General features: G+C 61.7%; 9 protein-coding genes. 3 read left to right on the top strand and 6 right to left on the bottom strand.

Features of this window, described 5'->3' with window-relative positions; translation table 11 throughout:
- Positions 1–113 precede the first annotated feature (113 nt).
- Positions 114–1,649 carry an outer membrane beta-barrel protein gene (locus H6M51_RS05295; RefSeq protein ID WP_185808836.1) on the top strand — a complete coding sequence of 512 codons (1,536 nt, stop codon included), beginning with the start codon at positions 114–116 and terminating at the stop codon, positions 1,647–1,649.
- A 25-nt stretch (positions 1,650–1,674) separates the two neighbouring features.
- Here the strand turns inward: H6M51_RS05295 and galU are convergent, their stop codons facing one another.
- Positions 1,675–2,562, bottom strand: coding sequence for a UTP--glucose-1-phosphate uridylyltransferase GalU (galU, locus tag H6M51_RS05290; RefSeq protein WP_185808835.1), 888 nt, complete (start codon positions 2,560–2,562; stop codon positions 1,675–1,677).
- Between the two features lie 195 nt (positions 2,563–2,757).
- Here galU and H6M51_RS05285 point away from each other — a divergent pair, with 195 nt between their 5' ends.
- Positions 2,758–3,969, top strand: coding sequence for a lytic murein transglycosylase (locus tag H6M51_RS05285; protein ID WP_185808834.1), 1,212 nt, complete (start codon positions 2,758–2,760; stop codon positions 3,967–3,969).
- 100 nt (positions 3,970–4,069) lie between these two features.
- Positions 4,070–5,293: a DUF459 domain-containing protein gene (locus H6M51_RS05280; protein WP_185808833.1), complete on the top strand. Its 1,224-nt coding sequence runs from the start codon at positions 4,070–4,072 to the stop codon at positions 5,291–5,293.
- Between the two features lie 72 nt (positions 5,294–5,365).
- On the opposite strand, the gene H6M51_RS05275 is transcribed toward H6M51_RS05280, so the two are convergent.
- The 5 genes from H6M51_RS05275 to gltB are packed head-to-tail and all read right to left on the bottom strand — an operon-like array spanning position 5,366 to position 12,454.
- Positions 5,366–6,820 carry a glutamate synthase subunit beta gene (locus H6M51_RS05275; RefSeq protein WP_185808832.1) on the bottom strand — a complete coding sequence of 485 codons (1,455 nt, stop codon included), beginning with the start codon at positions 6,818–6,820 and terminating at the stop codon, positions 5,366–5,368.
- Positions 6,821–6,831: 11 nt separating this feature from the next.
- On the bottom strand, positions 6,832–6,990 hold the full coding sequence (locus tag H6M51_RS05270) for a hypothetical protein (RefSeq protein ID WP_185808831.1): 159 nt from the start codon (positions 6,988–6,990) through the stop codon (positions 6,832–6,834).
- A gap of 18 nt (positions 6,991–7,008) precedes the next feature.
- The gene (locus H6M51_RS05265) at positions 7,009–7,404 is read right to left on the bottom strand and encodes a type II toxin-antitoxin system VapC family toxin (RefSeq protein ID WP_185808830.1); all 396 of its coding nucleotides are present in this window, start codon (positions 7,402–7,404) and stop codon (positions 7,009–7,011) included.
- A complete protein-coding gene (locus H6M51_RS05260; protein WP_185808829.1) occupies positions 7,404–7,676 on the bottom strand; it encodes an antitoxin in 273 nt (90 codons plus the stop codon). Before H6M51_RS05260 ends, H6M51_RS05265 begins: the two co-directional genes overlap by 1 nt.
- Before the next feature lie 59 nt (positions 7,677–7,735).
- The gene (gene gltB / locus H6M51_RS05255) at positions 7,736–12,454 is read right to left on the bottom strand and encodes a glutamate synthase large subunit (protein ID WP_185808828.1); all 4,719 of its coding nucleotides are present in this window, start codon (positions 12,452–12,454) and stop codon (positions 7,736–7,738) included.
- Positions 12,455–12,467 lie beyond the last annotated feature (13 nt).

Below are 12,467 nucleotides of genomic sequence, written 5' to 3'. Positions count from 1 at the left end.
CGGCGCCATCCGCAGGCGCGATAACGGCGGAGCAAGGCCTGTCCTAGACTAAACCAAACATTAACCATCAGGCTTTACGTTTGGGTAAGCATTAGAGATTGCCGGGCGCAAGCATGAATTCAATGGAAAATCGAGAGGTGCGCGGCGCAGACCGCCTGGTCCTGCATTCGCTCGCAGGCGCGCTGGCCCTGTCGGCTCTCGTCCATCCGACGCTGCTCGCTGCCCAACAGGCTCGCCCCGCGACCCAATCCTCTGCAAACGCAGCCACAAGCGGCAGACCGGCCACGGGCATTGGGCCCGAAGGTATTGCAACACGGTCCGCGGAACTGCCCACAGTCGCCCAGAGCGCGTCGCCGGATCCGACCACGACTGCAACGGTCGATCAGAACCCCGTCACCTTCGGCCCCGCTGCCGACCGTGATGCTCTGCCGCTGGATGAAAGCCTCGGCCGCCAGAACATGCGCGAAACCCGGCTCGACGATGTGACTGCCGCTCGAATCCGTCGCGATGCGCTACAAGCTGAAGACGGCACCGGCATCCGTCTCGGCACCCTCGTCCTTCGCCCCTCGATCAGCCAGAAGCTCGGGACCGAACGGCGAAAGACGGGCAACGCAAATACAGACAGGACTTTCTCCGAAACCGGGCTGAAGGGTACCCTGACCTCCGATTGGTCGAGGCATGAACTGAATGTCGGCGCAGAAGGGGCCTGGCAGGAAACGCTTTCCGGGACGGAGAGCGACAAGCCTCGCGCCAACATCGATGCACGCCTGCGCCTCGACTTGGCCGAAGACACGATTGCCACGCTTTCGGGATCCTATAGCTTCAGCCGCGAGGACAACGACGATCCCAACGCCGTGTCCGGAGCAAGGGTCCAGTCCGGCGTCAACCAGTTTGGAGGCGGACTGTCCGTTGAACGCGACTTCGGCGTGATCCGGGGTTCGATCGCGGGCGATGTAACGCGCTTCCAATACTCGAATGCCACCCTTTCCAACGGCAGCATCCTCCAGCGCAGCGACCGGGATCGGAACCGCTACAGCCTGAGTGCTCGCCTGGGCTACGAGCTGTCGCCGGCCCTTACCCCTTTCATCGACGGCACGATCGGACGGATCGACTATGACGAGGAAGCGGATTCGTCGGGCTATCGTCGCTCCGCAGACCTTTACGGCGTCAAGACCGGCGTTGCCGTCGATCTGGGCGAAAAGCTACGCGGCGAAATCGCCATTGGCCATGAACAGCAGACATTCGAGGATGGGCGTCTCGCCAAACTGTCCGCCTTGACGGTGGACGGAAATATCCTGTGGTCCCCGCGGGAAGGCACCACAATCGATCTCGCGCTCGACACCAGCATCGATCCATCCACGACAGCCGGCGTGAATGGCGCCACGATCCATCGACTGACCGCCAACCTCTCCAACGACCTGCGCACCAATCTCGTGGCACGCCTGACCGGCGGGACGACTTTCACCCGTTATGACGGCACTTCCAGCGCGAGCGATACGACGGCCTATCTGGCTGGTGCAGGCCTGACCTGGAAGGTCAACCGCTATCTCGATGCGACGGCAGATCTGACCTACGAGCGGACGAATTTCGAGACCGGCAGTCACAACAGCACGGTAACGGCCCTGGTCGGACTGACCGCCAAGCGTTGAGCCTGACGGTCAGCGATTTCAAACTTCACTTCAGCGCGGCGAGCAGCGCCTTCAGCTGATCCTCGATCGCCGGACGAATATCCGCACGCTCGATGGCGAAGGCTACGTTGGCGAGAATGAAGCCGTCCTTTGCACCGCAGTCGAAGGTTTGGCCCTTGAAGTGGTAAGCGGCAAAGTCCTGGGCCTTGGCAAGCTTCAGCATGCCATCGGTCAGTTGGATCTCGTTGCCCGCACCACGCTCCTGGGTTTCGAGGATCTGGAAGATCTCGGGCTGCAGGATGTAGCGACCATTGATGAAGAAGTTGGACGGGGCAGTGCCCTTGGCCGGCTTCTCCACCATCTGGGTGATCTTGAACCCACCTTCGAGCGTGTCGCCGACGCCGACGATGCCGTATTTGTGGGCCTGTTCGGGCGCGCATTCCTCGACCGCCACGATATTGCCGCCGGCCTTCTCATAAAGTTCGACCATGCCCTTGAGGCAGGCCTTCTCTCCGCGCATAATCATGTCAGGCAGAAGAAGGGCGAAGGGTTCGTGCCCCACGATGTCACGGGCGCACCAGACGGCGTGTCCCAGACCCAGCGGCTCCTGTTGGCGCGTGAAGCTGGTCTGGCCTGCGGTCGGCTGGAGCGAATCGAGCAGCGACAGTTCGGCGTTCTTGTTGCGCGCCTTCAGCGTCTGTTCGAGTTCGAACTGGATGTCGAAATAATCCTCGATGACGGCCTTGCCGCGACCGGTGACGAAGACGAAATGCTCGATGCCAGCCTCAATGGCCTCATCGACCACATATTGAATGACCGGTTTGTCGACGACGGTCAGCATTTCCTTCGGGACTGCCTTTGTCGCCGGCAGAAAGCGTGTGCCGAGACCGGCAACGGGGAATACGGCCTTACGAAGCTTCTTAGTCTGAACCACTCATTCCTCCTCGAGGATCTAATCGATTTACGCCATCATAACGCGGTCACGGCCAGTAACATACAATTGCTTCAAAATGGCAAAGACTAAGTGTGGTCGGGACAACGTGGTAAAGGGTTTGTTGACTGAACAGCATTAACCTGTGGTGAACAGCCTTGTTCCGGCTGCCAACTCGAGAATGCACGGGAGATGCCCATGAAAAGACACCGCCCCAGCCTGCTCGGCGCCATTGCCCTGACGCTGTCGACGGCGCTCATCCCAATGGAGGCCTTCGCGGACGCCGGTTTCCAGAAGTGGATCCGCGATTTCTATCCGACGGCTGCAAAGGCCGGCATCACCGAACGCACCTATCGCCAGGCTTTTGATGGTGTGCGCGAGCCGGATCAGTTCGTGCTCGAAAAGGCGGCCTACCAGCCGGAGTTCAAGCACGAGATCTGGGACTATCTCGACAGCCGCGTAAACCCCTACACGGTCAAGATCGGCCAGGAGATGCTGGCGAAGCACGGCCGTTTGCTGACAGCGCTCGAGAACCATTTCGGCGTCGACAAGCATGTGCTGCTCGCGATCTGGTCCATGGAGTCCAACTACGGCGCAGCCCTCGAGCGGCCGGACCGCCTGCACAATGTGCCGCGCTCTCTGGCGACGCTTGCCTATGCCGACAAGAAGCGCGCCAAATATGCCCGCACCCAGCTGATTGCGGCTCTGAAGATGCTGCAGAACGGCGATGTCACCAACAAGAACCTGATGGGATCCTGGGCCGGTGCGATGGGCCACACCCAGTTCATCCCCTCGAGCTATCTGCTCTACGGGATCGACGCCGATGGCAATGGCGACAAGGACATCTGGCACTCGATCCCGGATGCGCTCGCCACCGCCGCAAACCTACTCGCCAAGAACGACTGGCAGACAGGCCGGACCTGGGGCTACGAGATTGTCGTGCCGAAGGGTGGGCACAAATACACCGGCCAGACCAAGACGCTCGCTCAGTGGCAGGCGCTCGGCTTTGCCCGTCCGTCTGGCAAGGGCTTCCGCAACGGCAGCGAGCGGGCTGAGCTCAAGATGCTCGGCGGTTCCAACGGCCCCGGTTTCCTGATGACCAAGAACTTCTTCGTCATCAAGCGCTACAATGCAGCCGACAGTTATGCACTCGGCGTCGGCCTGCTTGCCGACGAGATCGCAGGCTATGGCGGCATGCAGCAGCGTTGGCCGCGGCCGAACGGTTCGCTCGACATCAAGGAAAAGTTCGAACTGCAGACCCGCATGCAAGCGCTCGGCTATTATGACGGCAAGATCGACGGCAATTTCGGCTCGGGCTCGAAGGCCGCCATCACCGCCATCCAGCAGCGCCTTGGCATGGCCGTCGACGGCCAGCCGTCGCGTGTCCTGCTCGACGCTTTGCGCAATTGATCCTCATGCCTCGAAAGGCAGAGACCTGTTGACTTGCCTCTCGCCGCAATCCAGAAAATGGGTCGCGGCGAAGACATGTCTGGATTGTCGCCCTGCGCCCATGGAGTGTGCCTTGATTAGCCCGCGTGGAACATTCACCCGCCTCATGACACTCGCTCTGGCGCTGGCAACCATCGCGACGGCATTGATAGCCACGTCCGCCGAGGCTCAGCAACCGGAACGCCGCCGCACATTGCTGGACCTTCTCTTCGGTGAACGACAGCCGGCTTATGTCCCGCCGCAGAATGCTCAGCGTCCACGCGATGGCAAGGTGCGGAAGAAAAACAACGGCAGTGTCACGACGATCAACACAAGGACACCATCCGCACGGGCGGCGGCAGAGCCGGAACCGCAGCCGAAGCTCGACAATGCCAAGAAGGTCCTTGTCGTTGGCGACTTCGTAGCCGGTGCCCTCGGTGACGGCCTAGAGAATGCCTTCCAGGACTCGCCAGGCGTTGTTGTGGAGACCAAAGCCAATGGTTCTTCCGGACTCGTACGTGACGATTTCTATGACTGGCCGGCCCAGCTTCCGGCGCTCGTCGGCGAGGTCAAGCCCAGCGTCCTCGTCATCCAGATCGGCGCCAATGACCGCCAGCAACTCGTCACTCCGACCGGTCGCCTGGACTTTCGCACCGACCCCTGGTTCTCAGCCTATGCGGATCGCGTCGCAAGACTGGTCAGCGTCGCGGCCGAAACACGCGTGCCCGTCATCTGGGTCGGCCTGCCGGCCTTCCGGCCGCAGAACATGACGGCGGATGCGCTGCGGCTCAACACCATCTACCGCGCGGGCATCGAGAAGGTGAACGGCGAATTCGTCGATGTCTGGGAAGGCTTTGTCGATCAGGAAGGCCGTTTCATCGTCACCGGCTCCGACATCAACGGACAGCCGGTGCGCTTGCGCGGCAATGACGGGATCAATTTCACCGGCCCCGGCAAGCGCAAGCTGGCTTTCTATGTCGAGAAATCGGTGCGCCGCTATCTCGGCGACATGACCAGCCCCGATCTCGTCCGCCTCGACGCGAGCAACCTGCCGGCCCTGCCGAGCCTCCCCCCCTCGGAAAGCAAGGCGATCGTCACAACACCGCCAATCGACCTCTTCGACCCCGAGCTTGACGGCGCCGACGAACTGTTGGGCGGCATCCTCCCGCCTTCCCCCAACCTGCCGACACCCCGCGACCAGCTCGTCCAGAACGGCCGTCTTCCGGATCCCCCGGTCGGACGCGTGGATTACGTGAAGCGGCCGGCACAACCCGCAACCGCGACGCCGGCAACGGCCACACCCTGAACGCGGCAGTCAAGAATGAAAAAGGGGCCGCCCGAAAGCAGCCCCTTTGTCATGTCTTGAACACATGCGGCATCACCGCGGCAGCACGCTCTCGCCCATCAGGGCCTCATCGATGGCGCGGGCGGCCTGGCGTCCTTCGCGGATCGCCCAGACGACCAGCGACTGGCCACGACGGGCGTCGCCGGCGACCCAGAGCTTGTCGATCGACGAACGATAGTCCTTGTCGTTGGCAACGACATTGGTCGAGCCGCGGCGGTCGGTATTGAGCGCGAGCTTGCCGTTGAGTTCCTTCAGCACGCTATCGGTGAACGGACCGGAGAAGCCGATGGCGATGAAAGCGAGATCCGCCTTGATGATGAACTCGGTGCCGGCGATCGGCTTGCGGCGCTCGTCAACCTGGCAGCACTTCACACCGGTCAGCACGCCGTCTTCGCCGACGAATTCGAGCGTGGCCACCTGGAACTCGCGAACAGCGCCTTCAGCCTGCGAAGACGAGGTGCGCATCTTGGTTGCCCAGAAGGGCCAGACGGCGAGTTTGTCTTCGGTCTGCGGCGGCTGCGGACGAATGTCGAGCTGCGTGACCTTGACGGCGCCCTGACGGAAGGCCGTGCCGACGCAGTCGGATGCCGTATCACCGCCGCCGACGACGACCACATGCTTACCGCCGGCGAGAATCGGGTCGGCCGGCCAGCCGGCGCTGTCAATGTTTTCGCGACCGACGCGGCGATTCTGCTGCACGAGATAGGGCATGGCATCATGCACACCATGGAACTCGACGCCGGGAATGCCGGCCTCGCGCGGGGTTTCCGAGCCGCCGCAATAGAGCACGGCATCATAATCCGCACGCAGCTTCTCGACGGTCACGTCGACGCCGACATTGACGCCGCAATGGAAGGTGACGTTTTCGCCCTTCATCTGCTCGACGCGGCGATCGATGAAGTTCTTCTCCATCTTGAAGTCCGGAATGCCATAGCGCAGCAGGCCTCCGGGCTTGGACTCGCGCTCGTAGACATGCACTTCATGGCCGGCGCGGCCGAGCTGCTGGGCAGCGGCGAGACCCGACGGGCCGGAGCCGATGATCGCGACCTTCTTGCCGGTATGGATCGTTGCCGGCTGCGGCACGATGAAGCCGAGCTCATAAGCCTTGTCGGCAATCGCCTGCTCGACGGTCTTGATCGCGACCGGCGTGTCTTCGAGGTTCAGCGTGCAGGCTTCCTCGCACGGGGCCGGGCAGACGCGGCCGGTGAATTCCGGAAAATTGTTCGTGGAGTGGAGGTTGCGGATCGCCTCCTCCCACTTGTTGTTGTAGACGAGGTCGTTCCAATCCGGGATCTGGTTATGCACCGGACAGCCGGTCGGACCATGGCAATAGGGAATGCCACAATCCATGCAGCGCGCCGCCTGCTTGGTGACCTCGGCATCCGACATGGGGATGGTGAATTCGCGGAAATGGCGGATGCGGTCGGAGGCCGGCTGATACTTCGCCACCTGCCGGTCGATTTCCATGAAACCTGTAACCTTGCCCATGTCTTACCCTTTCAAAACGGCAGGCCCAGAGGCCCCCAATACCAGTAGGCGAGGCCGATGACCGCACCCAGCACGATAAACTCCACTCCGACCGAGCCACTGACCAAATAGACAGCCGCAGGTACTGCGGCCCCTAGGGCAGTGGAAACGAGCAGATGCATCTTGCGCATTCCGTTTCCTCTCCGCCGCTATCGCAGCCAGTTCTCGATCTTCAGTCCCGGAACCCGGGAAAACTCGGTTTCATTATTCGTCACGAGCACGGCGTCCAGCGCCACTGCATGTGCCGCGATCCAAAGGTCGTTTGGACCGATATTCTTTCCTTGTCTCAGCGCGAGCCGGATCTCGGCATAACGCTGATCAGTCGGTAGCTGCAGAGGCGCCACATACAGTCGCCGCGTCACTGCTGATACCTTCTGCGACAGCTCCTCGGAGCCGTTCTTCTTTACGCCGTACCAGATCTCACCATGGGTGATGATGCTGATGAAGGCATTCTCTTCCCCAACCTCAAGGAGCCGTTCGAGAACCTTTCCACGCGGATCCCTGACGATCGCCGAAACGATGTTGGTATCGAGCATGTAACGCATCAGATCTCGACCTCTTCGAGCGGCGCCAGATCATCGTCATTCTCGACGAAATACTCTCCGCTCCAGGCTTCCGCCTGCTTGAGATACTCGATCAGTCCGGCAGTCACTGCCGTCCGCATCAGGATCGAACCATCTGGTAGGCGCACCATAACGGCGCGATCACCTTCAAGATCGAACTCCTTGGGGATACGAACCGCCCGGCTTCGACCATTCTTGAAGATGGCGACTGCAACCTCGCCACCTTCCCCAGTGTCTTTCACATGTTCGTTCATATCGGACCCCATCGCTGCGATATGCCAATAGCATATCACAACGTATGAAGCTGTAGAACTTATTCCGCAGCCACGCCCATGCGCATGCGTTCCATTTCCTCAAGCGCACGGCGGTATTCCACCGGCATGACCTTGCGGAACTTCGGACGATACTCGGCCCAGCTGTCGAGGATCTGCTTGGCGCGGTTCGAGCCCGTGTAGTGCAGATGGTTCGAGATCAACTGGTAGAGGCGTTCCTCGTCGTGGCGCGTCATGTCGCCGGACACGTCGACCAGGCCCTTGTGCATGATGTCGCCGCCGTGATGGTGCAGCTTCTCGAGCATGTCGTCCTCTTCCGGAACCGGCTCGAGTTCGACCATGGCCATGTTGCAGCGCTTGGCGAAATCGCCGCTCTCGTCGAGCACGTAAGCCACACCGCCCGACATGCCGGCGGCGAAGTTGCGGCCCGTTTCGCCGAGCACGACGACAACGCCGCCCGTCATGTATTCGCAGCCATGGTCACCCACGCCTTCGACGACAGCAATGGCACCCGAGTTGCGCACGGCAAAACGCTCGCCGGCCACGCCACGGAAATAGCATTCGCCGGAGATAGCACCGTAGAGCACGGTATTGCCGACGATGATCGACTGCTCGGCGACAATCTTGGCGTTCTCCGGCGGACGCACGATGATGCGGCCACCCGACAGGCCCTTGCCGACATAGTCGTTGCCATCGCCCACGAGGTCGAAGGTGATGCCACGCGCCAGGAAGGCGCCGAAGGACTGACCGGCGGTGCCGTTCAGCGTGACATGAACAGTATCATCCTTCAGACCCTTGTGGCCGTAGCGCTTGGCGACTTCGCCCGACAGCATGGCGCCAGCCGAACGATCGACGTTCTTAATGTCGACGTCGAAAACGACGGGCTGCTTGCTTTCGAGCGACGGCATGGCCTTCTCGATCAGCTTGCGGTCGAGAATATCGTCGATCGGGTGCTTCTGGCGCTCGGTCCAGTAGGTCGCCTCCTTCGGAGCCTCCACCTTGTGGAAGATCTTCGAGAAGTCGAGACCCTTGGCCTTCCAATGAGCGAGCATCTCGTCCTTTTCGAGCAGTTCGGAAGCACCGATGATCTCGTCGAGCTTGGTCACGCCGAGCGACGCCAGAATCTCGCGCACCTCTTCGGCAACGAAGAAGAAGTAGTTGATGACATGCTCGGGCGTGCCCTTGAAGCGCTTGCGCAGCACCGGATCCTGGGTGGCAACGCCCACGGGACAAGTGTTGAGATGGCACTTGCGCATCATGATGCAGCCGGCCGCGATCAGCGGAGCCGTCGCAAAGCCGAATTCGTCGGCACCGAGCAGCGCGCCGATGATCACGTCACGGCCGGTCTTCAGGCCGCCATCGACCTGCAGCGCGATGCGCGAGCGAAGCCCGTTCAACACCAGCGTCTGCTGGGTCTCGGCAAGACCGATTTCCCAGGGAGAACCGGCATGCTTGAGCGAGGTGAGCGGCGACGCACCGGTGCCGCCGTCAAAGCCGGCAACCGTGATATGATCCGCGCGCGCCTTGGCGACACCGGCAGCAACCGTGCCGACGCCGACTTCCGAGACGAGCTTGACAGAGATGTCGGCGACCGGGTTGACGTTCTTCAGGTCGTAGATCAGCTGTGCCAGATCTTCGATCGAATAGATGTCGTGGTGCGGCGGCGGCGAGATCAGGCCGACGCCCGGGGTCGAGTGACGGGTCTTGGCAACGGTGGCATCGACCTTGTGACCGGGCAGCTGACCGCCTTCGCCGGGCTTGGCACCCTGCGCCACCTTGATCTGCAGCACGTCGGCATTGACGAGATATTCGGTGGTGACACCGAAACGGCCGGAGGCGATCTGCTTGATCGCCGAACGCTCCGGGTTCATCGAGCCATCCGGCAGCGGCAGGTAACGGTCGCTCTCTTCGCCACCCTCACCGGTGTTCGACTTGCCGCCGATCCGGTTCATGGCAATCGCCAGCGTGGTATGAGCCTCGCGGCTGATCGAGCCGAAGGACATGGCGCCCGTCGAGAAGCGCTTGACGATATCGACCGCCGGCTCGACCTCGTCGACCGAGATGGGCTTGCGACCGAGCGCTTCCGCCGACTTGATCTTGAACAGGCCGCGGATGGTGTTCATCCGCAGATTGCTCTCGTTCACCATCTCGGCGAATTCGCGGTAGCGATCCTGGCTGTTGCCACGCACGGCATGCTGCAGCGAGGCGATCGAATCGGGGCTCCAGGCGTGGTTTTCGCCACGCATGCGGTAGGCATATTCCCCACCGATATCGAGCGTATTGGCAAGAATCGGATCCTTGCCGAAGGCCGACATATGGCGGGCAACGGTTTCCTGCGCGATTTCCGTCAGGCCGATACCTTCGATGGTGGTCGCCGTGCCGAAGAAGTACTTGTCGACCAGTTCGGACGAGAGGCCGATCGCGTCGAAGATCTGCGCGCCGCAATAGGACTGGTACGTCGAAATGCCCATCTTGGACATCACCTTCAGGATGCCCTTACCGACGGCCTTGATGTAGCGGTAGACGACTTCGTCTTCCGACACCTCCTTCGGGAATTCGCCATGCTTGTGCATGTCGGTGAGCGTGTCGAAGGCCAGATAGGGGTTGATCGCCTCGGCACCGAAGCCCGCGAGACAGCAGAAGTGATGCACTTCGCGCGGCTCGCCGGATTCGACGACGAGGCCGACCGAGGTGCGCAGACCCTTGCGGATCAGGTGATGGTGCACGGCAGCGGTCGCAAGCAGCGCCGGGATCGCGATACGGTCGGGGCCGATCTGGCGGTCGGAGAGCACAATGATGTTGTAGCCGCCACGTACGGCCGCTTCGGCCCGCTCGCAGAGGCGATCGAGCATCTCTGGCATGCCTTCGGCGCCGCGCTCCACGTCATAGGTGAAGTCGAGCGTCTTGGTGTCGAACCGGTCTTCCATGTGACCGATGGAGCGGATCTTTTCCAGATCGCCATTGGTCAGGATCGGCTGGCGCACTTCCATGCGCTTGGCGTTCGCCATGCCTTCATGATCGAGGATGTTCGGACGCGGACCGATGAACGACACGAGGCTCATGACGAGCTCTTCGCGGATCGGATCGATCGGCGGGTTGGTGACCTGCGCGAAGTTCTGCTTGAAATAGGTGTAGAGCAGCTTTGACTTGGTCGACATCGCCGAGATCGGCGTATCGGTCCCCATCGAGCCGATCGCTTCCTGGCCCGTCGTCGCCATCGGCGACATCAGGAGCTTGGTGTCTTCGGTCGTGTAGCCGAAGGCCTGCTGGCGGTCGAGCAACGACACATCGCGGCGCAGCGCACGCGGCTCGACAGGCTTCAGGTCTTCGAGGATCAGCTGGGTGCGATCCAGCCAGTCGCGATAGGGATGACTCTGGGCGAGCTTCGACTTCACTTCCTCGTCGGAAATGATGCGGCCTTCAGCCATGTCGATGAGCAGCATCTTGCCCGGCTGCAGGCGCCACTTCTTGACGATCTTCTCCTCCGGGACCGGCAGCGTGCCGGCCTCGGAGGCGAGGATCACGCGGTCGTCGTCAGTGACGAGATAACGCGCCGGACGCAGGCCGTTGCGGTCGAGCGTCGCGCCGATCTGACGACCGTCAGTAAAGCAGACTGCAGCCGGGCCGTCCCACGGCTCCATCAGCGCAGCGTGATATTCGTAGAAGGCCTTCCGCTCGGGCGTCATCAGCTGGTTGCCGGCCCAGGCCTCCGGGATCAGCATCATCACCGCATGCGCCAGCGAGTAACCACCCTGGACGAGGAATTCCAGCGCGTTGTCGAAGCAGGCGGTATCAGACTGACCTTCATAGGAGATCGGCCAGAGCTTGGAGATATCCTCGCCGAAGAGCGGCGAGGAGACGGACGCCTGGCGCGCCGCCATCCAGTTGACGTTGCCGCGCAGCGTGTTGATTTCTCCGTTATGCGCGACCATGCGATAGGGATGCGCAAGCTTCCAGGACGGGAAGGTGTTGGTCGAGAAGCGCTGGTGCACAAGGGCAACGGCCGACTCGAAGCGCGGATCGGCGAGATCCTTGTAGTAGGCGCCGACCTGATAAGCGAGGAACATGCCCTTGTAGACGATGGTCGAGGACGACAGCGACACAGGATAGAAGCCGGTCTCCTGGCCGCCATACTGGTCGTAGATGCGGTTCGAGATCACCTTGCGCAGCAGGAACAGGCGACGCTCAAAAGCCTGCTGGGTCGCGGCATCGCGACCGGCACCGATAAAGACCTGGATCTGGCGCGGCTCGGTCGCCGCGATCTCCGGCGCCTTGGAGAGCGAGGAGTTGTCGACCGGCACGTCACGATAGCCGATCAGGTGCTGTCCTTCGGACTGACAGACTTCCGCGATGACCTGCTTGAAATGGGCAATCTGCTCTTCGTCCTGCGGAAAGAAGAAGTGACCGACGGCATATTCGCCCGCCTTCGGGAGCGTAATGCCCTTGGCCGCCATTTCCTCGCGGAAGAAGCGGTCCGGGATCTGAACGAGAATACCAGCGCCATCGCCCATCAGCGGATCGGCACCGACCGCGCCGCGATGGGTGAGGTTTTCGAGGATGAACAAGCCGTCCTTGACGATCTGGTGCGACTTCTGGCCCTTCATATGGGCGATGAAGCCGACGCCGCAGGCGTCATGTTCGTTGCGGGGATCATAAAGGCCCTGCTTCGGAGGCAGACCGGCGCGCGACGTCGCCGTATCGGCGACCTTCTCCGCACTGGCGGACCGGATGATCTCTTCGGATGACGGAACCTTCGTCATGACCTTTACCTCC

The organism is Rhizobium sp. AQ_MP (genome assembly GCF_014237835.1).
Lineage (GTDB): Bacteria > Pseudomonadota > Alphaproteobacteria > Rhizobiales > Rhizobiaceae > Allorhizobium.
This window is presented reverse-complemented; position numbering and strand designations above follow the sequence as displayed.

Coding starts and splice junctions, on each gene's coding strand:
- H6M51_RS05285 (WP_185808834.1), top strand. CDS start 2,758: ATGAAAAGACACCGCCCCAGCCTGCTCGGCGCCATTGCCCTGACGCTG.
- H6M51_RS05265 (WP_185808830.1), bottom strand. CDS start 7,404: ATGCGTTACATGCTCGATACCAACATCGTTTCGGCGATCGTCAGGGAT.
- H6M51_RS05280 (WP_185808833.1), top strand. CDS start 4,070: ATGGAGTGTGCCTTGATTAGCCCGCGTGGAACATTCACCCGCCTCATG.
- H6M51_RS05295 (WP_185808836.1), top strand. CDS start 114: ATGAATTCAATGGAAAATCGAGAGGTGCGCGGCGCAGACCGCCTGGTC.
- gltB (WP_185808828.1), bottom strand. CDS start 12,454: ATGACGAAGGTTCCGTCATCCGAAGAGATCATCCGGTCCGCCAGTGCG.
- H6M51_RS05275 (WP_185808832.1), bottom strand. CDS start 6,820: ATGGGCAAGGTTACAGGTTTCATGGAAATCGACCGGCAGGTGGCGAAG.
- H6M51_RS05270 (WP_185808831.1), bottom strand. CDS start 6,990: ATGCGCAAGATGCATCTGCTCGTTTCCACTGCCCTAGGGGCCGCAGTA.
- H6M51_RS05260 (WP_185808829.1), bottom strand. CDS start 7,676: ATGAACGAACATGTGAAAGACACTGGGGAAGGTGGCGAGGTTGCAGTC.